Source organism: Amycolatopsis rifamycinica (genome assembly GCF_000695625.1).
In the GTDB taxonomy this organism is placed as follows: domain Bacteria; phylum Actinomycetota; class Actinomycetes; order Mycobacteriales; family Pseudonocardiaceae; genus Amycolatopsis; species Amycolatopsis rifamycinica.
Genome location: NZ_JMQI01000062.1, coordinates 268739 through 295286, shown reverse-complemented (window position 1 = coordinate 295286; position 26548 = coordinate 268739). Strand labels below are relative to the sequence as shown.

Annotated in this window: 29 protein-coding genes and 2 pseudogenes; 20 read left to right on the top strand and 11 right to left on the bottom strand. The window is 73.7% G+C overall.

Annotation, left to right across the window (positions count from 1 at the left end; all coding sequences use genetic code 11):
• Window positions 1-18 precede the first annotated feature (18 nt).
• The 4 genes from DV20_RS29495 (at window position 19) to DV20_RS29480 (ending at window position 2989) form a co-directional block, all read left to right on the top strand.
• The gene (locus DV20_RS29495) at window positions 19-666 is read left to right on the top strand and encodes a response regulator transcription factor (RefSeq protein ID WP_043786036.1); all 648 of its coding nucleotides are present in this window, start codon (window positions 19-21) and stop codon (window positions 664-666) included.
• A gap of 71 nt (window positions 667-737) precedes the next feature.
• On the top strand, window positions 738-1136 hold the full coding sequence (locus DV20_RS29490) for an ATP-binding protein (protein WP_235191005.1): 399 nt from the start codon (window positions 738-740) through the stop codon (window positions 1134-1136).
• Window positions 1137-1184: 48 nt separating this feature from the next.
• Window positions 1185-2612 (top strand): PAS domain-containing sensor histidine kinase, encoded by a 1428-nt coding sequence (locus DV20_RS29485; RefSeq protein WP_043786033.1) that lies wholly within the window; start codon window positions 1185-1187, stop codon window positions 2610-2612.
• Window positions 2609-2989, top strand: a complete 381-nt coding sequence (locus DV20_RS29480) for a response regulator (protein WP_043786031.1) — start codon at window positions 2609-2611, stop codon at window positions 2987-2989. Before DV20_RS29485 ends, DV20_RS29480 begins: the two co-directional genes overlap by 4 nt.
• 4 nt (window positions 2990-2993) lie before the next feature.
• On the opposite strand, the gene DV20_RS29475 is transcribed toward DV20_RS29480, so the two are convergent.
• The gene (locus DV20_RS29475; RefSeq protein ID WP_043786029.1) at window positions 2994-3380 is read right to left on the bottom strand and encodes an STAS domain-containing protein; all 387 of its coding nucleotides are present in this window, start codon (window positions 3378-3380) and stop codon (window positions 2994-2996) included.
• Between the two features lie 276 nt (window positions 3381-3656).
• Between DV20_RS29475 and DV20_RS29470 the strand changes: the two genes are divergently transcribed.
• Window positions 3657-6218 (top strand): tetratricopeptide repeat protein, encoded by a 2562-nt coding sequence (locus DV20_RS29470; RefSeq protein WP_043786027.1) that lies wholly within the window; start codon window positions 3657-3659, stop codon window positions 6216-6218.
• Here the strand turns inward: DV20_RS29470 and DV20_RS29465 are convergent.
• Entirely contained in the window at window positions 6215-7660 is a 1446-nt protein-coding gene (locus DV20_RS29465) for a phenylacetate--CoA ligase family protein (RefSeq protein WP_235191004.1), read from the bottom strand. The genes DV20_RS29470 and DV20_RS29465 overlap by 4 nt on opposite strands.
• 28 nt (window positions 7661-7688) lie before the next feature.
• On the opposite strand from DV20_RS29465, the gene DV20_RS29460 reads away from it, so the two are divergent.
• The 8 genes from DV20_RS29460 (at window position 7689) to DV20_RS29425 (ending at window position 12899) form a co-directional block, all read left to right on the top strand.
• The gene (locus DV20_RS29460) at window positions 7689-8177 is read left to right on the top strand and encodes a MarR family winged helix-turn-helix transcriptional regulator (protein ID WP_043786026.1); all 489 of its coding nucleotides are present in this window, start codon (window positions 7689-7691) and stop codon (window positions 8175-8177) included.
• Window positions 8178-8368: 191 nt separating this feature from the next.
• The gene (locus DV20_RS29455) at window positions 8369-9592 is read left to right on the top strand and encodes a hypothetical protein (protein ID WP_152603774.1); all 1224 of its coding nucleotides are present in this window, start codon (window positions 8369-8371) and stop codon (window positions 9590-9592) included.
• A 103-nt stretch (window positions 9593-9695) separates the two neighbouring features.
• Window positions 9696-10001 carry a DUF1883 domain-containing protein gene (locus DV20_RS29450; RefSeq protein WP_043786022.1) on the top strand — a complete coding sequence of 102 codons (306 nt, stop codon included), beginning with the start codon at window positions 9696-9698 and terminating at the stop codon, window positions 9999-10001.
• Between the two features lie 88 nt (window positions 10002-10089).
• Window positions 10090-10566: an MSMEG_6728 family protein gene (locus DV20_RS29445; protein WP_043786117.1), complete on the top strand. Its 477-nt coding sequence runs from the start codon at window positions 10090-10092 to the stop codon at window positions 10564-10566.
• A 182-nt stretch (window positions 10567-10748) separates the two neighbouring features.
• The gene (locus DV20_RS29440) at window positions 10749-11891 is read left to right on the top strand and encodes a M24 family metallopeptidase (RefSeq protein ID WP_043786021.1); all 1143 of its coding nucleotides are present in this window, start codon (window positions 10749-10751) and stop codon (window positions 11889-11891) included.
• Entirely contained in the window at window positions 11888-12343 is a 456-nt protein-coding gene (locus DV20_RS29435) for an Lrp/AsnC family transcriptional regulator (protein WP_043786019.1), read from the top strand. The genes DV20_RS29440 and DV20_RS29435 overlap by 4 nt, the downstream gene beginning before the upstream one ends.
• 45 nt (window positions 12344-12388) lie before the next feature.
• Entirely contained in the window at window positions 12389-12613 is a 225-nt protein-coding gene (locus DV20_RS29430) for a hypothetical protein (RefSeq protein WP_043786018.1), read from the top strand.
• Window positions 12600-12899, top strand: a complete 300-nt coding sequence (locus tag DV20_RS29425; RefSeq protein WP_043786016.1) for a hypothetical protein — start codon at window positions 12600-12602, stop codon at window positions 12897-12899. Before DV20_RS29430 ends, DV20_RS29425 begins: the two co-directional genes overlap by 14 nt.
• On the opposite strand, the gene DV20_RS29420 is transcribed toward DV20_RS29425, so the two are convergent.
• Complete coding sequence (locus DV20_RS29420; RefSeq protein ID WP_084093730.1) at window positions 12796-14028, bottom strand: MFS transporter; 1233 nt, start codon at window positions 14026-14028, stop codon at window positions 12796-12798. The two genes, DV20_RS29425 and DV20_RS29420, sit on opposite strands and share 104 nt — an antisense overlap.
• A gap of 48 nt (window positions 14029-14076) precedes the next feature.
• On the opposite strand from DV20_RS29420, the gene DV20_RS29415 reads away from it, so the two are divergent.
• Window positions 14077-14544, top strand: a complete 468-nt coding sequence (locus tag DV20_RS29415) for a winged helix-turn-helix transcriptional regulator (protein WP_051736178.1) — start codon at window positions 14077-14079, stop codon at window positions 14542-14544.
• 25 nt (window positions 14545-14569) lie between these two features.
• Here DV20_RS29415 and DV20_RS29410 read toward each other — a convergent pair whose 3' ends face one another.
• Window positions 14570-15649, bottom strand: a complete 1080-nt coding sequence (locus DV20_RS29410; RefSeq protein WP_200876523.1) for a GDSL-type esterase/lipase family protein — start codon at window positions 15647-15649, stop codon at window positions 14570-14572.
• A gap of 43 nt (window positions 15650-15692) precedes the next feature.
• Window positions 15693-16325: a TetR/AcrR family transcriptional regulator gene (locus tag DV20_RS29405; RefSeq protein ID WP_043786013.1), complete on the bottom strand. Its 633-nt coding sequence runs from the start codon at window positions 16323-16325 to the stop codon at window positions 15693-15695.
• Between the two features lie 62 nt (window positions 16326-16387).
• On the opposite strand from DV20_RS29405, the gene DV20_RS29400 reads away from it, so the two are divergent.
• Together DV20_RS29400 and DV20_RS46770 are read left to right on the top strand one after the other, a co-directional pair.
• Window positions 16388-17017: an FMN-dependent NADH-azoreductase gene (locus DV20_RS29400; RefSeq protein ID WP_043786012.1), complete on the top strand. Its 630-nt coding sequence runs from the start codon at window positions 16388-16390 to the stop codon at window positions 17015-17017.
• Window positions 17018-17023: 6 nt separating this feature from the next.
• Window positions 17024-17215 (top strand): annotated as a pseudogene (locus tag DV20_RS46770) (rhodanese-like domain-containing protein); the annotation flags it as partial.
• Here the strand turns inward: DV20_RS46770 and DV20_RS29390 are convergent.
• Window positions 17203-18105: a LysR family transcriptional regulator gene (locus DV20_RS29390; protein ID WP_043786011.1), complete on the bottom strand. Its 903-nt coding sequence runs from the start codon at window positions 18103-18105 to the stop codon at window positions 17203-17205. The pseudogene DV20_RS46770 and the gene DV20_RS29390 overlap by 13 nt on opposite strands.
• A 98-nt stretch (window positions 18106-18203) precedes the next feature.
• Here DV20_RS29390 and DV20_RS29385 point away from each other — a divergent pair, with 98 nt between their 5' ends.
• The gene (locus DV20_RS29385; RefSeq protein ID WP_043786010.1) at window positions 18204-19043 is read left to right on the top strand and encodes an oxidoreductase; all 840 of its coding nucleotides are present in this window, start codon (window positions 18204-18206) and stop codon (window positions 19041-19043) included.
• Here DV20_RS29385 and DV20_RS29380 read toward each other — a convergent pair.
• The gene (locus DV20_RS29380; RefSeq protein WP_043786009.1) at window positions 19040-19393 is read right to left on the bottom strand and encodes a VOC family protein; all 354 of its coding nucleotides are present in this window, start codon (window positions 19391-19393) and stop codon (window positions 19040-19042) included. The two genes, DV20_RS29385 and DV20_RS29380, sit on opposite strands and share 4 nt — an antisense overlap.
• 148 nt (window positions 19394-19541) lie before the next feature.
• On the opposite strand from DV20_RS29380, the gene DV20_RS29375 reads away from it, so the two are divergent.
• Window positions 19542-20738 (top strand): FAD-dependent monooxygenase, encoded by a 1197-nt coding sequence (locus DV20_RS29375; RefSeq protein WP_200876522.1) that lies wholly within the window; start codon window positions 19542-19544, stop codon window positions 20736-20738.
• Here DV20_RS29375 and DV20_RS29370 read toward each other — a convergent pair.
• From DV20_RS29370 to DV20_RS29360, 3 genes are read right to left on the bottom strand one after another with little or no spacing between them, the layout of a single operon-like run.
• Window positions 20719-21387: an ABC transporter ATP-binding protein gene (locus DV20_RS29370; RefSeq protein ID WP_043786008.1), complete on the bottom strand. Its 669-nt coding sequence runs from the start codon at window positions 21385-21387 to the stop codon at window positions 20719-20721. The genes DV20_RS29375 and DV20_RS29370 overlap by 20 nt on opposite strands.
• Window positions 21384-22076 (bottom strand): ABC transporter ATP-binding protein, encoded by a 693-nt coding sequence (locus DV20_RS29365; protein WP_043786006.1) that lies wholly within the window; start codon window positions 22074-22076, stop codon window positions 21384-21386. The genes DV20_RS29370 and DV20_RS29365 overlap by 4 nt, the downstream gene beginning before the upstream one ends.
• Entirely contained in the window at window positions 22069-24651 is a 2583-nt protein-coding gene (locus tag DV20_RS29360) for an FtsX-like permease family protein (RefSeq protein ID WP_043786004.1), read from the bottom strand. The genes DV20_RS29365 and DV20_RS29360 overlap by 8 nt, the downstream gene beginning before the upstream one ends.
• Before the next feature lie 267 nt (window positions 24652-24918).
• Here DV20_RS29360 and DV20_RS29355 point away from each other — a divergent pair, with 267 nt between their 5' ends.
• Window positions 24919-25452, top strand: coding sequence for a carboxymuconolactone decarboxylase family protein (locus DV20_RS29355; protein WP_043786002.1), 534 nt, complete (start codon window positions 24919-24921; stop codon window positions 25450-25452).
• Window positions 25453-25557: 105 nt separating this feature from the next.
• Here DV20_RS29355 and DV20_RS45160 read toward each other — a convergent pair.
• Window positions 25558-25731, bottom strand: a pseudogene (locus DV20_RS45160) (transposase); the annotation flags it as partial.
• A 51-nt stretch (window positions 25732-25782) separates the two neighbouring features.
• On the opposite strand from DV20_RS45160, the gene DV20_RS29345 reads away from it, so the two are divergent.
• Window positions 25783-26547, top strand: coding sequence for a hypothetical protein (locus tag DV20_RS29345; RefSeq protein WP_043786001.1), 765 nt, complete (start codon window positions 25783-25785; stop codon window positions 26545-26547).
• The last annotated feature ends 1 nt before the right edge of the window (window position 26548 follow it).

The window sequence follows — 26548 nt, the reverse complement described above, 5'->3', positions numbered from 1 at the left end:
GCCGGAGTGAGGAACACCGTGAGCAGCGCCGAGGAGCCCCGTCCCGTCCGTGTCCTGCTCGTGGAGGACCACGACATGGTCGCCGAGGCACTGCAGCAGGCCCTCGACCGCGCCGACGGGATCACCGTGGTCGGCCGGGCCCGGTCGCGGGCGGAGGCGGTGGCCGACGTGCTCGAACACGCCCCGGACGTCGTGGTGCTGGACCGGCGGCTCGCCGACGGTGACGCCCTCGGCGTCGTCGCGCAGCTCGGTGCGGGCGGCGCGCGGGTGCTGGTGCTGACCGGCGACGCGACACCCGCGGTCGCCGTGCAGGTCGCCAAGGCGGGCGGTGCGGGGCTGCTGCTGAAGTCCTCCCAGCTCGGCGTGCTCGAAACCGCCGTGCGGGACGTGGCGGCCGGCGGCGTCGTCTTCGACCCGGAACTGCTGCCCGGTGTCTTCGACCGGCTCACCGGCCGCGGCCCCGGGAACGGCGCGGCCCTGACCGCCCGGGAGCGCGAAACCCTCGACCTGCTCGCCGAGGGCGCGACGACCGACGAGATCGGCCGCCGGCTGGGCGTTTCCCGCAACACCACGCGCAACCACGTCCAGCGGGTGCTGGAAAAGCTCGGCGCGCGGTCGAAGCTCGAAGCCGTCGCGGTGGCCCGCCGGGAGGGCCTCATCAGCTGATGCACCTGCACCAGGCGGGTGGGGGCTTTTGCATCTCGCGCCGCCGGGTGCGCATCGAGCAGGCTTGCGGCGTGACCATCCCTGCCCCGCTCACCGCGGAGTGCGTCCTGACCGCTTCGGCGCACGGCCTCGCCGCCGCCCGCCGGTTCACCCGGCTCGCCCTGCTCGCCTGGACCGACGGAGCCGCCGTCGACGACGCGTTGCTGGTCGTCACCGAGCTGGCGACGAACGCGCTGCGCCACGGCGGCGGCCACCCCGTCCTGCGGCTGAGCGTGGACGACACCGACGTCCGCATCGAGGTCTTCGACGACAACCCGGCGCCGCCGGTGCGGCGCCCCGCGGGAGCCGACGGCGGCTGGGGTCTCGCGCTCGTCGACCGGCTCGCGTCGATGCGGGGGACCGAGCGCCACGGCCGCGGGAAGGTGGTCTGGTGTGTCCTGCCCGCCACGTCCGCCGAGCTCGCGGGCTGAGCCGCCGTCGGCGGTGCCGGACGGGCGGCGATCCGGCAGAGTTGCCGCATGGACGACGACCGGTTCCGCCTGCTGGTGCACGGAGTGCTGGACTACGGGATCTTCCTGCTCGACACCGAAGGCCGGATCTCGACTTGGAACGCGGGGGCGGAGCGCATCAAGGGCTACGCGGCGGCGGAGATCGTCGGGCGGCACTTCTCGGTGTTCTACCCGGCCGATGACGTGGCCGCGGGCAAGCCGGCCCGGGCGCTGGAGCGAGCCGTCCGGGAGGGGCGGCTGGAGGACGAGGGGTGGCGGGTCCGCAAGGACGGCACCCGGTTCTGGGCGAACGTGGTGATCACGGCCTTGTACGACGAGCAGGGGCGCCTGCGCGGGTTCGGGAAGGTCACCCGCGACGTGTCCGAACGCCGCGCGGCCGAGCTGGCGCTGCGGGAGAGCGAAGAACGGTTCCGCCTGCTCGTCCAGAGCGTCCAGGACTACGGCATCTTCATGCTGGACCCCGGCGGGCACATCTCGAGCTGGAACGCCGGCGCCGAGCGGATCAAGGGGTACACGGCGGCGGAGATCATCGGCCGGCACTTCTCGGTGTTCTACCCGGCGGACGACGTCGCCGCGGGCAAGCCGGCCCGCGAGCTCGAGATCGCGGTCGCCGAAGGCCGGCTGGAGGACGAGGGGTGGCGGGTCCGCAAGGACGGCACCCGGTTCTGGGCGAACGTGGTGATCACGGCCTTGTACGACGAGCAGGGCCGGCTGCACGGCTTCGGGAAGGTCACCCGCGACATGACCGAGCGCCGCAACGCCGAGCAGGCGCTGCGCGAACGCCGCCGGCTGGTCGGGCACCTCGTCGAGGCCCAGGAGGTGGAGCGGCGCCGGATCGCCTGGGACGTCCACGACGAGTCGATCCAGTCCATGGTGGCCGTCGGCATGCGCCTGCAGCTGCTGGCCTCCCGGCTGCCGGAACCGCACAAGAGCGCCGTCGGCGGCCTCGACGAGGCCGTCGCCGCCGCGATCGCCCGGCTGCGCGGCCTGGTCTCCCGGCTGCGGCCGCCGGAACTCGACCGGCACGGCCTGGTGGAGGCCGTCTCGGCGTACACCGACGACGTCGCCGGCCGCTGGGGGCTGGCGCACGAGGTGCGGGACGAGCTCACCGCCGAGCCGTCCCCCGAAGCGGCGATCACCGTGTACCGGATCTGCCAGGAGGCGCTCAGCAACGTCCACAAGCACGCGCGCGCCACCCGCGTCGGCGTCACGCTGTCCACAGTGGACAACGGCACCCTCGTGCGGATCACCGACGACGGCGTCGGCACGGCCGGGACCGACGCCGGCGCGGGCCACTTCGGGCTGGTCGAGATGCACGAACGCGCCGAAGCGGCGCACGGCTGGCTCGCCGTGCGGAGCACCCCCGGCGAGGGCACCGTCGTCGAGTTCTGGCTGCCCCTGCTGCCCGACGTCACCGAACCGGAGCCGGAACCGTGACCGAGCTGCGTGTGCTGATCTCCGACGACGACGTGATGATCCGCGACGTCCTCAAGGAGGTGCTGGACTCCGAAGCCGACATCGCCGTGGTCGCGGTGGCCGGCGACGCCGACGAAGCGATCCGGCTCGCCGAGCGGCACCGGCCCGCGGTCGCCGTCCTCGACGTCCGGATGCCGGGCGGCGGCGGGGCGCGGGCGGCCCGGGAGATCGCCCGGCGCAGCCCGGACACCGCCATCCTGGCCTTCTCCGCCTACGCCGACCGGACCTCGATCGCCGGGCTGGCCGCGGCGGGCGTCACCGAATACCTGGTGAAGGGCGCGCCGAACACGGCGATCGTCGAAGCCGTCCGGCGGCTGGGCCGCCAGGCTGCCGGGTGAGCGGTCAGGGCACCGGCCGGACGTTCGCGACGCTGTCGAAATCGGTCGGCAGCAGCGTGAACAGCCGCCGCACCGCCTGGGACCGCCCGGCGTCCACGGTCAGGTGGGCCCCGGCCGAATCGGCGAGCAGCTGGGCACGCAGCAGCGAGTTCAGCCCGGCGACGGAGAAGAACGTGACCCGGTCGAGGTCGATGACCAGCTCGGCGAGCTCGGGGTGGACGCGGTCCTGCAGGACCCGGTCGAGGCGGCGGGCGGTGCCGAGGTCGATCTCGCCGGTCACCTCGACCAGCAGCGTGCCCGCGGCGGGGGAGTGCACGCGCAGCGACATGTGACCGCCGGCGGTGGGCCAGCCGGTGAGCGGGTGGTCGGCCGAGCGCGGTTGCGGAACCATCGCGGCACCCTTTCGTCGGGCAGCTGAAGCGGACCGGACGCGGCGGGCAGGAATGCCGGACAGGGCAGCCTGCCGGCCCGGGCGCGGAACGTCCGGCAGCGGCTGACGGCTCAACCGTGAACCCTCAGCATAGTGCATCTGCACTAGACCGACCATCGGGCGTAACCGGATGGAGAGCGAACCGGTGGGGAACCGACGACGCCGAACCGGCGGGTAACGGCCCGTAACAAAACGCTCCCCCTCCGCGAGTAACCTGACACGAGGGGGTGATGGACGGTGCACGCGCGGCGACTCGGGGGCTTCGACCAGGCCGAACTGCCCGCCGCCCACCGGATCCGGTGGTGGCTGGCGGCGGTGGCGGCCGGGCTCGTCGCGGCCGGCTTCGCCGTCGTGCCGTACCTGCCGTTCTTCCAGACCTGGACGTTCGTGCGGGATCCGAAGGTCGCCACGGTGATCACCTGGACGGTCCTGCAGACGTCCGTGGTGCTCGTCTCCGCCGTCCTCACGCTCTACTTCGTCGGCAAGGCGCGGCTGGAAGCCGCCGCCTACCGGGCCAACCAGATCGACATCCGGGTGTTCGTCGACGAGCGGCCCGAAGGCAGCCACGACCGCGAGATCGACTCCGCCGTCGAGCTGACCGCCACCTTCAAGCGGTTCCTCAACGACTCCCGCCTCTACACCCCGACCCCGGTCCCGGGCGCCGGCAGCTCGTACGACTTCCTCCAGATCGTCGAGCACGCCGGCGATGCCGCGGACGGCTGGTGGAAGGCGGTCACCAAGGTGATCCGGCTGGCCCAGCCGCCCGCCGCGTTCACCGTCACCGGCACCGTCCGGCCGGGCAACACCGCCGGGCGCCACCAGCTCATCCTGGAGCTCGTGCGCGTCCCGCGCTTCGCCGCGAGCCCACTGGTGATCGAGGACGCGAACTGGCCGCGCGTGCTGCACCGCGCCGCGAACGCGGTGGCCGCGCTGGTCATCCCGCGCAGCGCGTACGTCCGCACGAACATCCACTGGGCCGCCTGGCGCGGCGCGAAGATCCCGTACGAGCTGTTCGACGCCTACCAGCGCGCCAACCACTTCATCACCTACCGCCGTTACGACGAAGCCCTGGCCGAGTACTACCGCGCGGTCAGCCTCGACCCGGCGAACGTCTACATCAGGCTCGAGATCGCCGCCCTGCAGGAACAGCTCGACCTGCACCTCGACGCGCTCGCCACCTACGACGACGTCATCACGGTGTGCAGCCGGGGCCACCCGCGGCTGGCCCGCTGGTGGATCGGTGCCGACTTCGCGCGCCAGCCCCGCCACGCCGGCCGCGGCCGCGACGTCGCCCTGCTCATCGCCCGCTACCGGCACGCGCTCGTCCTCGGCCACGGCGACTCCGTGGCCGGGTCCTGGTGGGTGCGGCGCACCACCGCCGGCGTCCCCGGCGACGCGCGGGCCCAGCGCCGCGCCGAACTGCGGGCGGCGATCGAACTGCGTTTCCGCCGCTACGTCGACCTCGACGTCCGGACCCGCCCGTACGCGATCCCGCGGGAGAAGCGGCTCGAACTGCACCGGCGCGTGCTCAAGGTGCCGGTCGAGGAACTGCTGGTCAACGAGGCGACGCCGGAGCAGCTGGCCGAGTACAACCAGCGCGCCGCGGAGATGCGCTCGTACTTCGGCGCCCTGTCCCAGTACGAGATCGAGCGGCTCATCGAGGACTACCGCCGGTTCGGCCGCCGGTGGCGCCGCAGCTGGCACCAGCTGACCAACCGCGCCCTCGACCTGTCCCTGGTGTGGTCGGTGCTGCGGCGCGCGATGGCGGACGTCGAGCCGGTCACCGGTGCGGTGCCCGAGCCCCAGCCCGCCTACCCCGGCAGCCGCGTCCGGCTGGCCGACGTGTGCCCGGACCGGCGCTGGCCGCCGGACCCGCAGGCGCTCGACGACACCGTCGAAGCCGCCGGGCCCCGCCGGTCGTGGGAGGAGTGCTACAACGCGGCGAGCGTGTACGCGGTCGCGATGCTCGAAGTCGGCCCCCGCGGCGAGCGCGACCTGCGCGACCGCGCGCGGAACCCGCGTCTGCTCGGCGAAGCCCGTGACGAGGTGGCGCGCCGGGCGGTCCGCGAGCTCTACCACGCGGCGACGATCAGCCACAGCGGACGGCTGCCGGAGCGCCGCTCGTGGGTGATGGGGGAGGACCCCGACCTGGCGGCCCTGCGGGGCCACGAGCTGTTCCGCGTCTTCGAGATGGTGACGTTCTCCCCGGACCGCGCGGCGCCGCTGCGGCCGCAACGCGCCCACGTCTGGGAGCAGGTCGGCTACGTCCGGCAGCTGGTCGCCGAGATCGCGGGCTGCCGCGCGCACTTCTGGCGCGTGCACGCCGCCGGCCCGGCCCCGGACGGCCGCACCCTCGACCGCTGGCGCTCGGCCGATCGCGACGCCTGGCGGAAACTGGCGAGCCTGGCGGCGGGCAAGCAGGACTGGTACACGCGCTACCAGGCGATCTCCGCGTTCCGCGAATGGTCGGCCGAGTGCGGCTACCCCGGTTCGATCGCCGGGTTCCCGCAGTACTGCGAGGAAAGCCTGCACGCCCAGCTGCGCGGGGCGGCGGGCCCGCGCGCGAAGACCGGCCTCGACCCGAACATCGTCGTCCGCGAGTACATCCGGCTCTGCGACCGCCGCCTGGACCACCTGGTCGCCGACATCGCCGAGCTCGCCGTGCAGTCGACGATCGACGACTTCGCGGGCTGCGCCGAACTCTGGGCGGCGCTCGGCTCCTGGTTCGACGACGACATCGCCGACGGCTCGTCGGCCGACGAGCGCCGCGAGCGGTTCCGCAAGCTCGCCCGCCCCTAGGCCGGCCGCGTGTAGCGGTGCTTGACCCCGACGGGGAAGTACTCGGGGTCGCCCGCCGGGCGCAGGACGACGTCCGGCAGCTGCCGCTCCGCCGGGACGTAGTGGGCGAACTCGCTGTTCAACCGCAGCAGCTGGGACCGGACGGCCGCCGCGATCGCGGCCGCGTCGGCCGTGGCGCCCGGTGCCGTCTCGACGGTGATCCGCAGCCGGCGGTCGCGGTCGGCGTCCTCGGTGGACTCGATGACGAACTTTCCCGTCACGGTGTCGCTGATCCCGGGCTGCTCCAGGCCGACGGTGACGTTCTCGGGGTAGACGTTCGCGCCGAAGAACGACACCGTGAACAACGAGCGGCCGAACACGTACACGAACGGCAGCTCGGGGCCCGGCGGCGGGGTGAAGCCGTGCCGGGCGCAGTAACCGAGGAGCTCGGCGTGCGGCAGGAGCCCGCCGTCGTCGGCGATGTGGTAGCGGATCAGCGGGATGCCGCCGTCCGCGGTGAAGACCAGCGTGCCGTCGTGCACCTCGAAGAAGCGGCTCGCCGGGTCGTACTGCACCAGCGTCGGCAGCCGCGCGTCGCCGAAGACCTCGCGGGCCAGCTCCGGGCGGCCGGCGAAGAACCGGCGGATGCTCGCCGACACGGGGGTTTCGGTGCCGAGCACGCCCGCGTCGGCCGTGCCGTACAGCGACGCGATGTCGCGGACGGGCTCGGCGATCCCGGCTCGTGCGGCCACCAGTTCGCGCCACTGCTCGCTGAACACTTCGCCCGCGAGCACCAGCTTGATCGCGTACGCCGGCCAGTCGAGGCCTCCGGCCAGGCCGGTGTCGACGACGTCCTTGACGAACGGCGGGTAGCCCAGCAGCACCACCTGCTCGAAGTGCGGCGCGAGCTCGGGCAGCACCCGCAGGATCTCGGCCTTGTTGTTGCCCGGCGCGACGACGGTGATCGGGCAGCCCTTGGCGGCGAGGTGGCGCACGCACGCGGTGGTGAACAGGCCGCCCACCCAGGTGCCGAGCGGGAAGCAGACGACGGCCAGCGTGCGACGCCGATCAGCTTCGAACGCGTCGACCAGGACGGTTTCGAACCGGCGGGCGACGTGCAGCTCGTCTTCGAGGGCGCGCGGCCAGATCGTGGGGTGGCCGCTGGAGCCGGAGGAGACGGCGATCATGTCGAGCCCGTCGAACGCCCCGCCGCGGCACAGCTCGGGCAGCGGGTACTTCCGGTGGTAACCGGCCTTGTCCGTGAGCGGCAGCCGCGCGAAATCGGCCATCGTCGTGACGCTCGCGGGGTCGATCCCGTGCTCCCGCAGGAACTTCCGGTACGCGGGCACGGCTTCCGCGGTGCGGTGGAAGAGTTCCAGGACGTGGTGGCCCGACGCCGGTTCCGGAGCCCCGAAGAAGGTGTCGAACGCCTGCCGCACGCGGGTCTGCCGCCCGAGGTCCATGATCGGAGCATAGCGGCGGGCGCGTGCCATGATGGGCGCCGTGAGCACCTCGGCCCAGGAGCACCCCGCCGGCGCGCCGTTGACCCTTTACCTGGTCAAACGGCTCGAGCTGGTGATCAGGGCGCTGCTCGACGACGCGCTGCGGCCGCTCGGGCTCACCACGCTGCAGTACACGGCGCTGAGCGTGCTCGAGGCCAGCGGCGCGCTGTCGTCGGCCCAGCTGGCGCGCCGGTCGTTCCTGCGGCCGCAGACCATGCACGAAATGGTGCTGGCGCTGGAGAAACGCGGCCTGATCGCGCGGACCCCGAAGGCGGGCAACAAGCGGGTCCTGCTGGCCGGGCTCACCGACGCCGGCCGCGAGCTGCTCGCGGGCTGCGCACCGGCGGTCGCGGAGCTGGAGAACGCGCTCCTGGCCGACCTGAGCCCGGGCCAGCGAGCGACGTTCCGCGAGGGGCTGCAGCACGGCGTCACGGCGCTCGGCGCCCTCTCCGGACAGCGGCGGGCGCAGGAAGCCTGATTTCGCCGGAGGTACCGCCGACCGGACACCCGGTCCAGCCTGCTCACCCGACTGGAGTCTCCGGACAGGCTGGCCGGCCCGGAAGCACTAGGCCGACCGAGTGGAAGCGCCGGACGGCCCGTTGCACGGGTGTGACCTGAGCCGTTGAAGGGTACGTCCCAGGCCTGCTCTCACCGTGGAGGTTCGCCGACGTGACCCGGGCTCGCGAGGTGGGCGGCGCAACCGTCGCCGCCCGCCGGCTGCTGGTACTGGCGGGCGCGGTGGCGGGCCTGTGGCTGGTGTTCTGGTTGACGTCCGGCAAGGCCGAAGCGGCCTCGGCCGACGGAGACCCGATCGGGGCGGTCGTGGGGGCACTCGCGCCTGCGTCGCCGGAGGTGGCTCAGCCGGTGAGGAGCGCGGAGCTGAGTGCCGCTGTGGGCGATGTCGTGGCCGGGCCGGTTTCGCGCGCTGCGAAGGCAGTGGTGGCGCCCGCGAGTGCGGGTGCGGTGAAGGCTTCCCAGGTTTCCACGCGCGCGGCCGCGGGCGCGGGGGTGGGTTCCGCCGAGCCGGTGGCGCGCGGTGTTGCGGCTGCGCCTGTCGCCACGGGTGTGGCCGCGGTTGTCGAGCCGGTGGCGGGTGCCGTCGGTGCCGGGGTCTCGCCGGTGGGCGGGATCGCGGCCGCGGCCGGAGTGCCGGTGGCGGGTGCCGTTGGTTCTACCGAGCCGGTGGCGCGGGCGGTGGTTTCGCCGGTGAGCGCCACCGCCGCGGTGGTCGTGGCACCGGTGGCAGGCGTTGTCCGCGCCGTCGAACCCGTGGTGCGCACGGTGGTCTCCCCGGTCACCGGAACCGCCGCCGCGGTCGTGGCGCCCGTGCTGCGTTCGGCCGCTCCGGTTCTCGCGCCCGTCACGGGCGCCCTGACCGGCGTCGTCCGACCGGTCACCGGTGCCACCTCTCCCGTCCTGGGCGAGGTCCTCGCCCCCGTTCCCGGCGATGTCGGGGAGCCCGTCGTCGCCCCGGTGGCCGATGGCGTCGGCGGCCCCGTGGCCGGTTCCGTCATCCGGCCCGTGGTCCCGCTCGCCCCCGCAGCGGCCACCGCTGCGCCGGCGGTCCGGTACCTCGCTGCCACCCCGGCGTCCGAGAAGGCCGTGGTGGCGCTCCGCCACACCTGTGCCGCCGCGGCCGAGCCGCCGGGGCACGCCGGCCGGCAGCCGAGCGGCCACCGCGGTGAGCGTCCCGCGGACGAGCCGGCGGGACCCGGCGCCCCCGTACCCGCGCCCGCGTCGTCGCCCGAGGTCGCTGCCGGTGGCGGGGCCGGCGTTCCGCCCGCCTTCCTGGCCGCAGGCCATGCTCCGCACCACTTCCGCGCGTCACCCTGGGCGCACGGGGACTTCGTGCCGCTGTGGCGGCCCTGCGAACCGGGCACCGGGCCCGGATAGTCCCCTGCCGATCTTCCGCCCGTCGTGTGCTCCGCGGCGCGATCCGCGCTGCCCGCGACCAGCCGAATGCGAACCGAACAACCACGCGTGGAAGAGGGACGAAATGGAAGCGAGCGTGTTCGACCTCGGGAAGGTGCGAAGAGACGCGGTGGTCACCGTCCGCCTGGACGCGATGGCCAACGTCAGGCTCCTGACCGCGGTCAACTTCCAGGCCTACCGGCGCCGGCAGTACTACCGGATGCACGGCGGGGTGGCCACCGCACCGATGTTCAAGATCCACATCCCGGCCAACGCCCACTGGTTCCTGGTGATCGACGTCGAGGGCCTCGAAGCCCGGCCCCTGCGCCCCCGGGTGAGCGTCGAACCGGAGGCGGCCGTCACGACCCGCGGACGCGGCGGCCCCCGCTGACAACCTCCGGCGGCCCCGCTCCCGGGGCCGCCGGAGGCCCGGCCGATCTTCCCGCGTCGGCGGGCGGGTGCCGGGGTACCCGGCCGGGATGCAGACGTTCCTGCCGTGCGCCGACTTCACCGCCAGCGCCCGCGCGCTCGACCGCCGCCGTCTCGGCAAGCAGCGCGTGGAGGCGCTCCAGGTGCTGCGCGCGCTCGTGGTTCCCGGTTACGGCTGGCGCCACCACCCGGCGGCGAAGATGTGGACGGGGTACGAAGAAGCGTTGACGCGCTACGGCTTCGAGGTCTGCGCGGTGTGGTGTGAGCTGGGCGCGGCGGACACGTGCGCGGTGAAGCTGGCGGACGAGTTCACCCGATCGGTGAGCACCACGAAGGTCCGAACCCAGGCCGAACTCACGGCGGCGGGCGACGTGCCACCGTGGCTGGGCGACGAAGCGCTCCACCGCAGCCACCAGTCGGCGCTGGTGCGGAAGGACCCGGAGTACTACGGCGCGCGGTTTCCCGGGGTGTCGCCGGACCTGCCGTACGTGTGGCCGCCGTCGGACCGGCCCGCTCGGACGGCCTGAAGGCCCGCCACGCCAACCCGGCCACCGCGCGCCGCCCGGTGTCACGCGCACCCGGCCCGCGCGGACCCTGACCGGCGATCGCCACACCGCGGCGACGGCCGGCGGGGGTTGGGTCACCCGGCCCGGCATGTCGTGGCCCCGGGCGCGTCCGCCGGCGGGACCGCCCCACTAGGCTCGGCCCCATGTCGCGCCGATCCCTTCACACGCCCGCTCCCGACGCCGCCGCCCTGCGGGCCCGGCTGGACCGTGCCCGTGCCGCCGCGGCCGCCGCGCGCACCGATGCCCTGCTGATCGCGCCCGGCTCCGACCTGCGGTACCTGCTCGGCCAGGCCGGTGGCTCGTTCGAGCGGCTCACCACCCTCGTCGTGCCCGCCGACGGCACCCCCGCGCTGGTCGTGCCGAAGCTGGAGGCACCCGGGTACGCCGACGTCCCCACCGACGAGCTCGGCGTCGAGCTGCTCACCTGGGTCGACGGTGACGACCCGTACAAGCTCGTCGCGGACCGGCTCGGCAAGCCGGGGCGGGTCGCCGTCAGCGACTTCACCCCCGCGCTGCACGTGCTCGCGCTGCGGGCCGCGCTCGGGGACGCCGAGCAGACGCTGGCCGGGCCGGTGGTGCGGGAACTGCGGATGCGCAAGGACGCCGCCGAGATCGCGTCGCTGCGCGAAGCCGGCGCGGCGATCGACCGGGTGCACGCGCGCGTCCACGAGTGGCTGCGGCCGGGGCGCACCGAGGCCGAGGTCGGCGCCGACATCGCCGCGGCCATCGTCGAGGAGGGCCACGTCCAGGCGGACTTCGTGATCGTCGGCTCCGGCCCGAACGGGGCGAGCCCGCACCACGACGTCTCCGAACGCGTCATCGAGAAGGGTGACGTCGTGGTCGTCGACATCGGCGGCCCGCTGCCGGCCGGCTACAACTCCGACTCCACCCGCACCTACGCCGTCGGCGAGCCGCGGGACGCCGACGTGGCCGAGACCTACGCGGTGCTGCAGCGCGCCCAGGCCGCCGCGGTGGCCGCCGTCAAGCCGGGCGTCACCGCCGAGGCCGTCGACGCGGCCGCGCGGAACGTCATCGCCGAAGCGGGCTTCGGGGAGTACTTCATCCACCGCACCGGGCACGGCATCGGCCTGGACGTGCACGAGGAGCCGTACATCATCGCGGGCAACGCCCTGCCGCTGGAGCCGGGCATGGCCTTCAGCGTCGAGCCGGGCATCTACCAGCCGGGCCGGTGGGGCGCCCGGATCGAAGACATCGTCATCGTCACCGAGGACGGCGTCGAGTCCGTCAACAACCAGCCGCACGAGCTCGTCGTGCTGGACGCATGACCACCGGCGGCCTGGAGCCGCTGGACCAGTCGATCGTCCAGGAGCTCGCGGCGGACGGGCGGCGCAGCTTCACCGACCTCGCCGAGCGGGTCGGGCTGTCGGTGTCGGCGGTGCACCAGCGGGTGCGCCGCCTCGAGCAGCGCGGGGTCATCCTCGGCTACACCGCGCGGCTCGACGGCGAGCAGATCGGCCTCCCGCTGACGGCCCTGATCTCGCTGACGCCGAACGACCCGGCGGCGCCCGACGACTACCCGCAGCGGATCCAGCACATCAAGGAGATCGAGTCGTGCTACTCGGTGGCCGGCGACGAGTCCTACATCCTGCTGGTGCGCGTCCAGTCGCCGCTGGCGCTGGAGGACCTGCTGCGCAGGATCCGAGAAGCCGCGAAGGTGTCGACCCGCACGACCGTGGTGCTCTCTACGCCGTTCGAGGGACGTTCGCCCACGTTCTGACACAGCGCTCCGCCCGGCGGCCGGGGCGCTGGTACGGTAAAAGGTATGGCAACACGTAAGGTCACTCTTTCGCTGGACAGCGGCGCCCTGGAATTCGCCGAACGAGCCGCGAAAGCCCACGGAATCTCGGTCTCGTCCTGGCTGTCGAAGGCGGCCAGGCGCGAGGCGGTGCGCACGGGTTACACCCCGCAGAAGCCGGAACCGGCCGTCGCGGAATCGGACGAGGCCGAGCGCACCGCGGCGGAAAAGGATCTGCGTGCGCAGGGGTGAAGTCTGGACGTACCACCCCCCGACCGAACCGGCCCGGCAGCGCACGGTGGTGCTGCTGTCCTCGGACGGGGTGAACGAGTCCGAGCGGCCCTGGCTGCTCGGCACCGAGCTCCTCGACCGCGACCCGATGGACATCCTCGGCGTCGCGATCGACGCCCGCTACTGGGTCTCGACGCTCAACCTCACCCGGCTCTACCGGCCCTGGCTCGACGAGCGGATCGCCGAGATCGACCAGCACGTCCAGGAACGCATCGACATCGCCCTGCGGGCCGCCCTGGATCTCTGAGGCCGGCCGCCCAGACCGCCAAGGCACCGAGGGCGAACACGGCACCGAGGACACTGGAGCCCGCCCAGCCCGCGACGGCGAACGCGGTCGTCGTCGCGGTGGCGCCCAAGGCCGAGCCGAGCGAGTAGAAGAGCATGTAGCCGCCGATCGCGCCGCTGGTCGCGTCCGGGTGCGCGGTGGTCAGCAGGTGCTGGTTGCTCACGTGCACGGCCTGCACGGCGAAGTCGAGCACGACCACGCCGGCGGCCACGAGCCACAGCGCCCACGACGTCTGCCCGATCGCCGCCCACGAGACGGCGAGCAACGCGAGAGCCCCGCCGGTGACGGCCCGGGCGTAGCCCGCGTCCGCCCAGCGTCCCGCCCGCGCGGCACCCAGCGCGCCGACCAGCCCGGCCAGCCCGAACAGACCGATCTGCGCCGCGCTCAGCCGCCACGGCGCGGCCGCGAGCGGCAGCGCGAGCCCGCTCCACAGCGTGCCGAACGAGGCGAAGAGGAAGAACGCGATCAGGCCGCGCGAGACGAACAGCCGGTCGCGGAACAGCCCGGCCAGCGAGATCAGCGCGTCCCCGTAGGAGGAGCGGCCGGTGCGCGGATCGGGCGGCAGCGTCTTCCGTGCCACCGCGGCCAGCGTCAGCAGGAGCACGGCGAGCACGACGTACACACTGCGCCAGCCCCACGCCGTCGCCAGCGCCCCGGCCGCCACGCGGGCGCCGAGGATGCCGAGGACCACCCCGGAGGTCACCGCGCCCAGGGTGCGGCCGCGTTCGGCGGGCGTGGCGCTCGCCGCGGCGTAGGCGACGGTCGTCTGGACGACGACCGCGAACAGCCCGGCGACGGCCAGGCCGGCCAGCAGCACCCAGAGCCGGGGCGCGGCCGCGGCGACCACCGCGCCGGCCGCCGTCAGCACCAGGTGTCCCGTGATCAGCCCGCGGCGATCCCGCAGGTCGCCCAACGGGACGAGCAGCGCCAGTCCCGCCAGGTAGCCGAGCTGGCCGGCGGCGACGATCCACCCGAGGCCCGCCGGCGGCACGCCCAGGTCCGCGCCGATCCCCGCGAGCGCCGGCTGCGCGGCGTAGAGGCTCGCCACCGCGACCGCGCACACCGCCGCCGGCACTGTGTTCCGACCCATCCCGCCCCCATCGGTAGCTATTTGCCACTGATTCGACCGTAAGGCAGAATGGTTTCAAACAGCAACTCTTCCGGAGGTGTGGTGACCGAGAGCTGGACCGACCCGAACTGCCCGGTGGCGCGCACGCTCGACCTCGTCGGCGACCGCTGGAGCCTGCTCGTCGTGCGCGACGCCATGGACGGCGCCCGCTCGTTCACCGACTTCCGGCAGCGCACCGGCATCGCCCGCAACATCCTCACCGACCGGCTCCACCGCCTGGTCGAGCGCGGCGTCCTCGACCGGCGGACCGCCCCCTCGGGCCGCCGGCAGGTCTACGTCCTGACCCCGGCCGGGCGCGACCTGTTCACGGTCATCGTCGCGCTGCGGCAGTGGGGCGAACGCCACGCCTTCGCGCCCGGCGAGGCCCACTCGGTCCTCGTCGACACCCACGGCGTCCCCTTGCCGCCGCTGCGGCCGACAGCATCGGACGGGATCCCCGCCGACGTGGAGACGACCTCCGTGCGCAAGGTCCCCTGACGGGCCGGCTCGCGTACCGGGCCGGTCAGCGGGCCACGACCTCCGGGACCGCGTGGAGCTTGCCGTCCGCGCCGGCGAGGCAGGCGGCGTTGCCGTCCTTGGCGGCGATGAACTCGGTCAGGCAGCCGGCGATCGCCGCGTGACCGGTGGCGTTGGGGTGGAACGACTCCTGCAGCGCGTGTCCGGCGCGCTCGGCCCGGCCGAGGTCGGCCAGCTGGAACGTCAGCCGGGTGAACCACTCCGTCGCCGGGTTGGGGCCGCCGCTGCAGGCCTCGTGCTTGACGCCCGCCTTGGCCAGGTCCAGGAACCGGGCCCCGGCCTGCTGGGCGGCGGCCTTCAGGCCGGAGGACAGCACGCCGATGCCGGTCTGGGCGATCCAGCGCAGGTCCTCGGTGCGGAACGGGCAGCCGTTGAGGCTGCGCAGGTCCTCCGGCAGGTCCGGGCCGATCGGAGCCGCGTAGGACTGCAGGATCAGCTGGTAGTCCGCGGGCACGTACCCCGCCTGCGCCAGTACCGCCTTGACGTCCGAAACCGCCTTCGCCACCTTCGGCACCATGGCGTCCACTTTGGACTTCCAGCTCTCCTTCAGCGCCGTGCTGCACGGCGGGCCGCCGGCGTTGAACCACGCCTTGACGCAGTCGTTGACCTGGTTGGAGAACTTCGGCTCGTCGTTCGCGCCGACCGCGATCACCACCGCCGCGACCCGGTGGTCCTTGACCAGCGCGGCCAGCTGCCGCGCCTGCGAGTCTTCGGTCCACTGCTTGACGTCGCCGAGCGCGACCTGCTCGGCGGGCGCGCCCGAGCAGCCGAGGTTGACGTGCGCGGTGATGCCCGGGGCGGCGATCTTCTCGACGAAGGCGTTGGGGGAGCGGTGGCACCAGTTGCCGCCCTCGCCATTGGTGGTGGCGGTGTACTGGCCGGCACCCTCGCCGGAGACGGTGCTGTCGCCCATCGCGACGACGGTGAGCGGGCCGGTGCCCGGCGGGCCCTGCCGCGGCTGCGGCTGCCCGGGTTCGCTCTCGGAGCCGAAGAAGACGAAGAAGCCGGCCAGCAGGGCCACGCACGCGAGGACGAGGGCTCCCCAGTACCACCGAAGACGACGCATCGCCGCCGATTCTACGGACCGGCCGAGCGGCGGACACGGTGCGTCACGGCAGCCAGGTCCGCACCAGCCGGACGAGCGACCGCGCCAGCGCCGCGGCGCTGATCTCCCGGTCCCGCCGCCAGTGCCGGACCTGCTCGGCCGCGAGCGCCGCGAGCAGGACGTCCGCGGCGATCTCGGCGCCGTCGGCGCCGCCCGCTTCGAGCAGGTGCCGGCAGTGCTGCCGCCACAGGGTGTGCGCGCCCGTGCGGAACCGGGCCCCGGTCGTGGCGGTTTCCGAGAGCAGGACGAGGTCCAGTTGCCGGTCCAGGAGTTCGAGGTAGGCCTCGACGAACGCGCCGAGGCGGTCCGCGGGCCCGACGCCAGGGCCCAGCGGTGGCGGACCGGTGAGGATCCGTTCCTGCAGTTCGCGTTCGCGCTGGTCGAGCAGGGCCATGGCGAGGCCGCCCTTGTCGCCGAAGCGGCGGTAAAGCGTGCCTTTGCCGACGCCGGCGGCGCCCGCGACGTCGTCCATGGTCACCGCGTCGACGCCGCGTTCGGCGAAGAGCTTCTCGGCGGCTTCCAGGACGCGGATCCGGTTGCGGGCGGCGTCCGCCCGCTCGCGGACGGGCGCGCCGAGGACCGGCAGCTCGGCCGGCGTTGACGAAGCGGACTCCGGTCCGCTACGGTCTGAGGACATAAGCGGACTCTAGTCCGATTCTTCGTCTCGCGAAAGCCGACACTCTTCCGAGGAGCCTCGAGATGCCCGATCTGCTGCACATTTCCGCGTCCCCACGAGGGGAAGCGTCCCAGTCGCTGCGTCTGGCAGCTACTTTCCTGGACACCTACCGCGGCCTGCACCCGGACGCCGACATCGACGAATGGGACCTGTGGGACGGCTCCCTGCCCGCCTTCGGCCCGGCCGCCGCCCGCGCCAAGATGACCGTCTTCGGCGGCGGCACCCCGCAGGGTGAGGAAGCCGAAGCCTGGGCGGCCGCGCGGGCGGCGTTCGCCCGGTTCGACGCCGCCGACCGGATCCTGTTCAGCGTGCCGATGTGGAACTCCGGCGTGCCGTACGTGCTCAAGCAGTTCGTCGACGTCGTGTCCCAGCCCGGCTGGGTCTTCGGCGTCGACCCCGTCACCGGCTACCGGCACCTGCTGGCGGGCCGCGGCAAGCGCGCCGCGGTCATCTACACCAGCGCGGTGTGGGCCCCGGGCCTCGGCGCCGGGTTCGGCGCGGACTTCCAGGCGCCGTTCTTCACCGGCTGGCTCGGCTGGACGGGCATCGACGACGTCACCGAGATCCGGTTCCACCCCACCCTCACCGGCGACGCCGAAGAACTCGGCCGCGTCGCCCACGAAGCCGCCCGCGACACCGCCAAGACGTTCTGAAGGGACAGGGCGCCGGCCCTGCTGCCGGACAAGGCCGCCGCGATCGTCACCTATTGCTCGAACCCCGCCTGCGCCAACAGCGGCCAGGTCGCCGCCCAGCTGGAACGGCTGGGCTACACCGACGTCCGCAAGTACGCCGCAGGCATCGAGGACTGGGTGGGCGCCGGCCTGCCCACCGAGAGCGGTCAGCCCGCCTGAGTCAGGTCCGTCGCCGCCGCGAGGCCGATCGCGACGTCGGCGATCGCGCGCACCGCCGGGTTGTCGTTGCCCGGCACCCACACCAGCTCCGTGCGGGCGACATCCCCGTCGAGGGGCACGAACGCCACGCCGCCGCGGCGCAGGCTGTGCGACGAGCGGGTCAGCCGGGTGACGCCGACGCCCGCCGCGACCAGCCCGAGCAGGCCCTGGACGGTGGCGGCCCGCTGCACCACTCGCGGGGTGAAGCCGGCGGCGGCGAAGTCGGCGTCGTAACCGCGGTGCCACGGCTCCCAGCTGCTGCGCGGAGTCAGCACCCAGGGTTCGTCCGCCAGATCGGCCAGCTTCAGCGACGCCCGCCCGGCCAGCGGGTGGTCCGCCGGCAGCACCGCGCACACCTCCTCGGTGAGCAGGGTCCGCGACACCAGGTCGCCGACCAGCGGCGGCCGGGTGAACGCCAGGTCGAACCGGCCCTCGCGCAGGCCCTCGACGAGCTCGGCGATCGACGCCTCGGCGGTCGTCACCGCCAGCCCGGGCAACCGCTCCCGCACCGCGCGGACCACCGGGGGCAGCAGGTAGTTCGCCGTCGTGGTGAGGAAGACGAGCCGGACCTCGCCGATCTCGCCGCGCACCGCCCGCCCGAGCGTCGCGACGGCTTCCTCGGCGCGGGCCAGCACCGCGCGGGCCTCGGGCAGGAAGAGCCGGCCGACGGCGGTCAGCCGCGCGCCACGCGCGTCGCGGTCGAACAGCCGCGCGCCGAGGGCTCGTTCCAGCACGGTGATCTGCTGGGACAGCGACTGCTGCGCCAGGTGCAGCCCGGCGGCGGCGCGGGTGAAGCTGGTCGCCTCGGCGACGGCGACGAAGTAGCGGAGCTGCCGCAACTCGGGGGTCACAGGCTCCGACTGTAGCCGCGGCAGGACATCGGTGTTGGCGGCCCGGCCGTGATCGTCCCCAGGATGGCAGGGAGGAAAGCACTGGGAGGAAACGAGAAATGACGAACACCGACAGCCGCGTCTGGCTGATCACGGGCTGCTCCGCCGGCTTCGGCCGGGAGATCGCCCTGGCCGCGCTGGCCGCGGGCGACCGCGTGCTGGCCACCGCCCGCCGACCGGAAACCCTGGCCGGACTGCGGGACCGCGGCGGCGACCGGCTCCGGACCGCGGCACTGGACGTCACCGACGCCGGGCAGATCGACGCGGCGGTGAAGGCGGCGCTCGAGGCGTTCGGCCGGATCGACGTCGTGGTCAACAACGCCGGCAACGGTTCGGTCGGCGCGGTCGAAGAACTCACGATGGACGAACTGCGCGCGTTGCTGGACGTGATGTTCTTCGGCGCGGTCGCGGTCACCAAGGCGGTGCTGCCGCACCTGCGCGCGCAGGGCAGCGGCACGGTGGTGCAGATCAGCTCGATGGGCGGGCAGCTGTCGATGCCCGGCTTCGGCGCGTACTGCGCGGCGAAGTTCGCCCTGGAAGGCATCTCGGAGGCCCTCGCCGCGGAGGTGGCGCCGTTCGGGGTGCGGGTGCTGATCGTCGAGCCGGGCGCCTTCCGCACCGAGTTCGGCGGCGGCCGCATGCACCGCTCCCGCACGATCGACGCCTACGCGGTGTCGACCGGCGGAACCCGCGCGGCGGTCGAGAACATGGACGGCACCCAGCCCGGCGACCCGGCCAAGGCGGCCGCGGCGATCGTCCGCGCGGTCGGCAGCGACGACGCCCCGCTGCGGCTGGCGCTGGGCGCGGACGCCGTCGAGGCGATCCGCGCCCACCACCGGGCCGTCGCGGCGGACCTGGCCGCCTGGGAGGAGGTCAGCCGGGCCACCGCGCTCGATTAGGACCGGGCGTCCTGCAGCAGGCCGAGGACGTTGCCGTCGGCGTCGGTGAAGGTCGCCACCAGGCGCCCGTTGCCGACGTCCTTCGGCTCGTCCTTGACCGTCCCGCCCGCCGCGGTCACCTCGGCGAGCTTCGCCTCGATGTCACCGACGTGCCAGTACGTCACCGGCCCGGTCATGCCCTGCTGCGCGCCGTTCGGCACGAGACCGATGTGCTGGCCTTCGACGTCGTAGCCGGCGTAGTAGGGCGCGTCGGCCTGCGGCTCGATGCCCAGCAGCGCGGTGTAGACGGCCTTGGCGGCGGCGAGGTCGGTGACGGGGTGCAGCACGGTCTTGATCCCCTGGGTGCTCATCTTCGGTGCTCCTGAAGTTCGTGGTCTGCGGTACGTCGATGACGCTATGGCCGGCCCGCTGACCAGCGCTTCTCGATTCCTGATCGGTTGGCGCGGCCACCGCCGCTACACTCCGGACCGGCATCCGGACGGCGATGGGGGGACCGCGGTGAGCGGGAGCAGGGTGTTGGTGACCGGGGCGAGCATCGCGGGGCCCGCGCTGGCCCATTGGCTGTGCCGGCGGGGAGCCGAGGTGACCGTGGTGGAGCGGGCGCCCGGGTTGCGTCCCGGCGGGCAGGCGGTGGACGCGCGCGGCGTGGCCAAGGAGGTCATCCGGCGGATGGGCCTGGACGCGGCCGTGCGCGCGGCCCGCACCGAGACCGCCGGCGCGCACACCGTGGACGCCGACGGGACCGTGCTGGAGACCTTCAGCGCGGACGACGACGGCGGCGACGGGTACATCGCGGACATCGAGATCCTGCGCGGCGACCTGTCCCAGGTGCTCTACGACGACACCCGAGACGGCGCCGAGTACGTCTTCGGGGACCGGATCGCCGAACTGGCCCAGGACGCCGACGGCGTCGACGTGACCTTCGCGGGTGGTGACCGGCGGCGCTTCGACCTGGTGATCGGGGCCGACGGGCTGCACTCGGCGCTGCGCGCGATGGTCTTCGGGCCGCGCGAGCGGTTCGTCCGCCACCTCGGGCTCGTGCTGGCCTTCTACAGCGTGCCCAACGAATTCGGGATCGACCGCTGGATGCTCGACCACCAGCACGAGGGCCGCTCGGCCGGGCTGCGGCCCCTCAGGGACCCCACCCGGGCGATGGCCATGCTCTCCTTCCCGGCGGACGGCTTCGACGTCGACCACCGCGACGTCGAAGCGCAGAAGCGGCTGCTGCGGGAGCGGATGGCCGGCCTGGGCTGGCGGACGCCGCGCATCCTCGCGCACCTGGACGACACCCCGGACTTCTACCTCGACCAGGTCGCCCAGGTGGTGATGGACCGCTGGTCGGACGGCCGGGTGGGACTGATCGGCGACGCGGCGTTCTGCTCGTCGCCGATGTCGGGCGGGGGCACCGGGCTGGCCCTGGTCGGCGCGTACCTGCTGGCCGGCGAACTGGCCGCCGCCGGCTGGGACCCCGCCGCCGGGTTCGCCGGCTACGAGACGCGGATGCGCTCCTACGTCGAAGCCAACCAGGAGATCGGCCGGCTGCACGTCCGCAGCCGCGACGCGGACGCCGCGACCGCCGAGCCCGACATGGAAGCGCTCATGCCGCTGATCGAGCGCGCGATCAACGGCGTCGAGCTGCCCGATTACGCCGGCGTGCCGGACTCCGGGGCCCCGGTCAGTCCAGCAGCGCGGTGAGCACGCCGTCGAGGAGGCGGACGCGGCGGTCGGCGATGCGGTGGACCTCCTCGTCGTGGGTCGCCACGAGCACCGCGGCGCCCTCCTCGGCGCAGCGGCGCAGCAGCCGCAGCACCCGGGGCGTCGACCCGGCGTCCAGGTGCGCGGTCGGCTCGTCGGTGAGCAGGACCCGCGGCCGCCCGGCGACCGCGCGGGCCAGCGCCACCCGCTGCTGCTGCCCGAACGACACCTCCAGGGGGTAGCGGTCGCCGAGCTCGCCGATGCCCAGCTCGGCCAGCAGGCCGGTGACCCGCTCGGCGATCGCCGACGGCGACGGGCGCGGGACGTCCGAGCGCAGCCGCAGCGGCAGGGCGACGTTCTCGGCGATCGTCAGCTCGTTGGCCAGGCCGAGCGCCTGCGGCAGCACCGCGCAGGTGTGCCACGGCGGCGCGCCGCCGATCGGGACGCCGTCGAGCAGCACGCAGCCGGAGTCGGGGGAGTCGAACCCGCACAGCAGGGCCAGCAACGCGCTCTTGCCCGACCCGGACCGGCCCGACACCGTCACCAGCTCGCCCGCGCCGACACGCAGCTCCAGCCCGCGCAGCACCTCGATGTCGCCGCTCGGGTGGGCGAAACTGCGGCGCAAGCCGACCGCTTCCACGACTGTCATGCCGGCAGCTCCCGTTCTTCGATGCCTTCGAGCGCGCCCTTGTGCAACCGGGCCACCCGCGCGCCGAGGTCGATCAGGCGTTCGTCGTGCGAGGCGACCAGGACCGCGAAGTCCTGGTCCACCAGGTACTGCAGGGTGTCGAGCACCAGGTCGGCCGACGCCTCGTCCAGCTGCGACGTCGGCTCGTCGGCGAGGATCACCGTGGAGCGGGCGGCCAGCACGCACCCGAACGCCAGCCGCTGCTGCTGCCCGCCCGAGAGCGCGGCGATCTTCCAGCCGCCGGTGCCGTGCAGGCCCAGCTGCCCGAGGATGTCCTCGGCGACGCACTCGGTCCCGGCCGCCTCGGCCGCGGCGTGCAGGTTCTCGGCCACGGTCAGGTAGCCCAGCAGGTTGTCGGCCGGGTTCTGGAACACCAGCCCCAGGTGGTGGCGCCGCAACGCCCGCCGCTCGCGGTGCCTGAGCTTGCGGACGTCGGCGCCCTGGAACGTCAGCGTGCCGCGCGCGGGCGCTTCGAACAGCCCCAGCACCCGCAGCAGCGTCGACTTGCCCGACCCGGACGGCCCGGCGAGCACGGTCATCCCGCGCGCCGGCACGTCGAGGCTGACGTCGTCGACGCCGGTGACGACGCCGGCGGGCGTCGGGTAGTCGACGCCGATGCCGCGCAGGGAGAAGATCGGTTTCTCAGGCACGGATCAGCTCCGCGGTCCGGGCGGTGCGCACCGAGCGCACCGCGATCCAGCCGGCCAGCGCGACCACCGCCACGCCGATCACGACGACGGTCAGCACGAACGGCAGCGGATCCGGCAGCTCCGACCGCGGCGCGAGGAACGTCGCCGGGTCGAACCGGGGCACCGACAGGCCCGCCACCGAGACCCCGCACGCCACCCCGACGACGATCGCCAGCCCGCTCAGCGCGCCCAGCTCCATCAGGTGACTGGCCAGCAGCGTCCGCGGCCGCATGCCCATCCGCAGCACCAGCGCCCCGGCCAGGGCGTTCTGCCGCCGCCGGACCTCGACCGCCACCAGCAGCGCCAGGACCGCCACCACGCCCAGCACCGCGCCCAGCAGGGCCACGAACGAGAACGTCCACGACACCACGAAGAACGGCAGGCTGTCCAAAGCGGACTCCCGGCTGACCCGGTTGGGGATGTACACCCCCGCGGCGCGCAGCGCGGTCGTCGCCTCCGCCATCGGCGCGTTCGTCAGCACGCTCCACTTCGGAATGCCGGCCAGCTGCGCGTGGCTGAGCACCGTGCGCGAGACGACGTAACCGGGGGACGTGCCGATCATCGGGAACACCGGCAGGTCGCCGGCGACGACCGCGCCGGGCAGGCCGGCCGGCAGCTTCGCGTCCTGCTTGGCCGTGTGCCCGACCCGGATCACCGGCGTGCCGCGCGGGTCCGGCCGCGAGATCTTCCCGAGCAGCCCGGCCAGGTCGTCGGCGGGCACCCGGTCCACGGCCGCGCCGCGGCTGAACGTCGCCGGGTCGACCACCAGCACCACGCTGCCGGTGCCGGTCAGCTCGCCGACCACCGTGCTCGTCCCGGCCAGCGACGCGGGCATCGCGACCTCGCCCATGCCGATCGGGCTGTCGGTGTCGAGGCGGGCGTTGCCGCCGACGAAGATCGCCGACTTGGTGTCGAGGGCCTCTTCCTGGCCGTCGGCGATGCCGATCCCGGTGGCCAGCGTGCCGATGGCGAGGGTGCCGATGACGAGCACCCCGGTCACCGGGGCGCGGGCGCCGGCCAGCCGCCGGATCGCCAGCTGCAGCGCCGGACGCGACCAGAACCGGGCCCGATGCGAGGCGTGCAGCGCCAGCCACGCCAGCCGGGCGGTCAGCAGGCCCACGGTCAGCACCACGAACACCGGGTAGGTCAGGGCCAGCGGGTCCACCTGCGGCAGCGGGTTGCCCAGCCGCGAAGCCGTGCCGTAGCGCGCGAGGCGGGTCCAGCCCAGCCACGCCATGCCCGCCGTCGCGAGCTCCCACGGGAAGTACGCCAGCAGCCGCACCCGCCTGCGGCCCCGGCGCGTCCGGCCCAGTTCGAACTCGCGGTGCACCCGCACCGCGACGACCAGGGCCAGCAGTACCAGCGACACCGCCAGGGTCCCGGCCGCGACGCCGGCGGCCCGCAGCTCCGCCGCCGGATCGGGGTCACCGGGCGGGCCGTACAGGCCGAGCAGCAGCCGCGCCGCGACCGCACCCGCCGCCCCGCCGAGCAGGATCGGCAGGCCCAGCTCGGCGACGGCGAGCCCGCCGAGCGCCGCGGGGCCGCTGCCGCGCGCGGAGAGCAGCCGCAGCTGGGCGTGCCGCCGCTGGTACCACTGCAGGGCGACGGTGCCGAGGCCGGCGCAGCCGACCAGGACGCTGATCAGCGCGAGCGGCAGGATCGAGACGAGCACGTTGTCCTGCGCCTGGCGGGAGATCTCCACCGAACGCCGGAACGTCGGGACGTCGGCGGCGATCAGCGAGCCGAGCCCCTGCGCGGTCAGGTCGGCGCGGACGTCGGCGACGAGGTCCTGGGACCGCCGCAGCAGGTCCTCCGCGGCGCTCAGCGTCGTCGGTGCCGGCTCGTAGAAGGAGACGTGGAAGTACTGCATCGTCGGCAGGCCGATCGCCTTGATCGTGTCGTCGAAGGTCCTGCGGTCGGTGGCGAAGACGGTCGAGTCGATCGGGTCGTCGACCAGCCGGTCGATGACGGCCCCGGACTGCTGGGAGCACCACCACCGCGGCGGCGGGTCGAGCAGGTCGCGGTAGATGCCGGTGACCGGCGGCAGCGCCACGCCCTGCAGGCTCGGCTTCGCGCCGACGCCGATGTGCTCGGCGTCGGCCACCACGTTGCCCAGCCACAGTCCCGGCGCGCGCGTGCCCTGCTGCAGCGACAGGTTGTCCAGACCGGCTTGGTCGCGGTAGCCGAAGCGGACCTTGTAGTGCGGGTCGCCGTTGAACTCGATGCCGCGCAGGACGTTCGTGAACTGGCCGACGACCGGGGCGCCGAACCCGTGTGCGGCGGCGTGGCGCTGGATCGCGCCGGTCACCGCCGGGATGTCCTTGACCGGCATGTTGCCCTTGCCGAACATCGGGCCGTAGCTGTCCGGGCAGGTGATGCCCGTCTGGTACCGGATCGTCGCGCCGCCGGCCGCGGACGCCTGCAGCACCGCGGCCGTGCCGAGGAAGCAGGCGAGCAGGGAGGTCACGGCCGCCACGATGAGCGTGAGCGGGCTGGAGAGGGCGGCCTTCGGGGCCGCCCGCCACGGCTTGGTCACTCTGCGTTGTCCATTCTTCCCCCACTTCACCCGCATGGACCAGGACGCTACCGGCCACCCCGCGGAGTTGGAACGTTTTCGGCGCGATCGTTGTGCGGCCCGTGGGTCCGCGCCGGGCCCGGTGCCCGGCCCGGGAAGGCGCTCAGGACAACGGAAACCGGACTGGGACGTTCGGCGGCAGCCGGTTGGGCAACACGGAGGTTGGCCTCGCCGCCGCGGACGGCGAGACTGCGCGGGACGATCTTTCGCCCCCGCCAGGAGGAACCGATGCCGCACATCCCGCTCGACCCGCAGCTGCCCGGCATCCGGTCGCTGATGGCGTTCCGGCCCGAGACCGCCGTCCCGCTCAACGACCTGGCGCAGGTCCTGCTGCGCGGTCCGAGCAGCCTGACGGTCGGCGAGCGCGAACTGATCGCGGCGGTCGTGTCGAACGGCAACGAGTGCCGCTTCTGCCACGGCAGCCACGCCGCCGCCGCGGCCGAGACCCTCGACGGCGGCCGCGCGGTGGTCGACGCGGCCTGCGCCGGGGTCGACGACGCACCGGTGGGGGAGAAGCTGAAGGCCCTGCTGCGGATCGCCCTCGCCACGCGCGAGACCGGTCGCGCCGTGACGCCGGAGCTGATCGAGGCGGCCCGCGCGGAAGGCGCGACCGACGTCGAACTGCACGACACGGTCCTCATCGCCGCGGCGTTCTGCATGTTCAACCGCTACGTCGACGGTCTCGCCACGGTGGCCCCGGAGGACCCGGCGGTCTACGACCAGATCGGGAAGGTGCTGGCCGCCGAGGGATACGGCCGCTAAGGCCTGTCCTCACTGCTTGAACCGGTTGAAGCAGCGTTCGACGATGTTCGGGCACCGGTAGACGGCGCGGTCGAAGGCCGGTGGGCGACCACCGGCCCGGCCGCGGCGGTTGTAGACCGTCTTCCACGGCCCGTACCGTTCCGGCAGATCCCGCCACGCGACCCCGGTCTTGGCCTTGAACCACATCCCGTTGCTCACCCGCCGGTCATCGACCCGCGGACGTCCCTTCGCACCAGATGCCGGCAGCAGACCACCCACCGCTTCGAGGACAGGCGCCAGGGCGGTTCGCGGCGGGCGATAGGCTCCCGAGATCGTTGAAGGGGGACTTCGATGCCGCGTTTCGTCAAGCCCGTGCTGTGGACCATCGGGGTGCTCGCCGCCGGGGGGCTGGCGTTCTGGCTGTTGCTGGCGCTGAACATCCCGTACCAGAGCACCGCCGCGCCGGAAACCACGCCCGGCACCACCTCGGCGACCACTCCGGTCCCGCCACCGGTCCCGCCACCGGCCCCACCGGCGGAACGGACCGCGTGGATCGCCGACGTCCGGCCGGGCCCGGACGACCACAGCGCGGTGCTGCACGTCACCCTGCCCACCTGTGCCGAAGGAGCGCATACTCAGGTCACCGAGACCGGCACCCGCATCGACGCCGGTGTCCTGTTCCGGGTCCGGCCCGATCCGGACTGCCAGGAATTCCCGGCCGACTTCCCGATCAGGACGGCCGCCCCGATCGGGAAGCGGATGGTGGTCGTCAACTCCACGGAGTCCTGGGGACTGCGCTCCGGTGGCTGGAAGAAGTGCGACTGGGCCGTCAACTGCGACCCGCCCCCCGACCACTGCGACCCGGCGTGGATCGGGCAGCTGGAGTTCAGCGCGGAAGCCGAGTTCCCCGGCACCACCCGGGCGTGCGACCAGAACTGGCTGATCCACGATCTGCAGCGGCACAGCGGCCAGCGACCGACCCGGGTCGCCTACCGGTGGGCGGGCAACGGCTGGTCGAGCGTCGGCGGGGCGACCGGCGGCGGCTGCGCCGAAATCCTGTCCACCGAGCCGAAGTTCCCCACCGCGCTCTGCAAGGACCTCGCTCCGCCGGGGTGAG

Bases quoted from the DNA above. Each gene is read 5' to 3' on its own strand.
- DV20_RS29485 (WP_043786033.1), top strand. From the start codon at position 1,185: ATGGACGACGACCGGTTCCGCCTGCTGGTGCACGGAGTGCTGGACTAC.
- DV20_RS29475 (WP_043786029.1), bottom strand. From the start codon at position 3,380: ATGGTTCCGCAACCGCGCTCGGCCGACCACCCGCTCACCGGCTGGCCC.
- DV20_RS29465 (WP_235191004.1), bottom strand. From the start codon at position 7,660: ATGGACCTCGGGCGGCAGACCCGCGTGCGGCAGGCGTTCGACACCTTC.
- DV20_RS29460 (WP_043786026.1), top strand. From the start codon at position 7,689: ATGATGGGCGCCGTGAGCACCTCGGCCCAGGAGCACCCCGCCGGCGCG.
- DV20_RS29450 (WP_043786022.1), top strand. From the start codon at position 9,696: ATGGAAGCGAGCGTGTTCGACCTCGGGAAGGTGCGAAGAGACGCGGTG.
- DV20_RS29445 (WP_043786117.1), top strand. From the start codon at position 10,090: ATGCAGACGTTCCTGCCGTGCGCCGACTTCACCGCCAGCGCCCGCGCG.
- DV20_RS29440 (WP_043786021.1), top strand. From the start codon at position 10,749: ATGTCGCGCCGATCCCTTCACACGCCCGCTCCCGACGCCGCCGCCCTG.
- DV20_RS29435 (WP_043786019.1), top strand. From the start codon at position 11,888: ATGACCACCGGCGGCCTGGAGCCGCTGGACCAGTCGATCGTCCAGGAG.
- DV20_RS29430 (WP_043786018.1), top strand. From the start codon at position 12,389: ATGGCAACACGTAAGGTCACTCTTTCGCTGGACAGCGGCGCCCTGGAA.
- DV20_RS29420 (WP_084093730.1), bottom strand. From the start codon at position 14,028: ATGGGTCGGAACACAGTGCCGGCGGCGGTGTGCGCGGTCGCGGTGGCG.
- DV20_RS29415 (WP_051736178.1), top strand. From the start codon at position 14,077: ATGGTTTCAAACAGCAACTCTTCCGGAGGTGTGGTGACCGAGAGCTGG.
- DV20_RS29410 (WP_200876523.1), bottom strand. From the start codon at position 15,649: ATGCGTCGTCTTCGGTGGTACTGGGGAGCCCTCGTCCTCGCGTGCGTG.
- DV20_RS29405 (WP_043786013.1), bottom strand. From the start codon at position 16,325: ATGTCCTCAGACCGTAGCGGACCGGAGTCCGCTTCGTCAACGCCGGCC.
- DV20_RS29400 (WP_043786012.1), top strand. From the start codon at position 16,388: ATGCCCGATCTGCTGCACATTTCCGCGTCCCCACGAGGGGAAGCGTCC.
- DV20_RS29385 (WP_043786010.1), top strand. From the start codon at position 18,204: ATGACGAACACCGACAGCCGCGTCTGGCTGATCACGGGCTGCTCCGCC.
- DV20_RS29380 (WP_043786009.1), bottom strand. From the start codon at position 19,393: ATGAGCACCCAGGGGATCAAGACCGTGCTGCACCCCGTCACCGACCTC.
- DV20_RS29370 (WP_043786008.1), bottom strand. From the start codon at position 21,387: ATGACAGTCGTGGAAGCGGTCGGCTTGCGCCGCAGTTTCGCCCACCCG.
- DV20_RS29355 (WP_043786002.1), top strand. From the start codon at position 24,919: ATGCCGCACATCCCGCTCGACCCGCAGCTGCCCGGCATCCGGTCGCTG.
- DV20_RS29345 (WP_043786001.1), top strand. From the start codon at position 25,783: ATGCCGCGTTTCGTCAAGCCCGTGCTGTGGACCATCGGGGTGCTCGCC.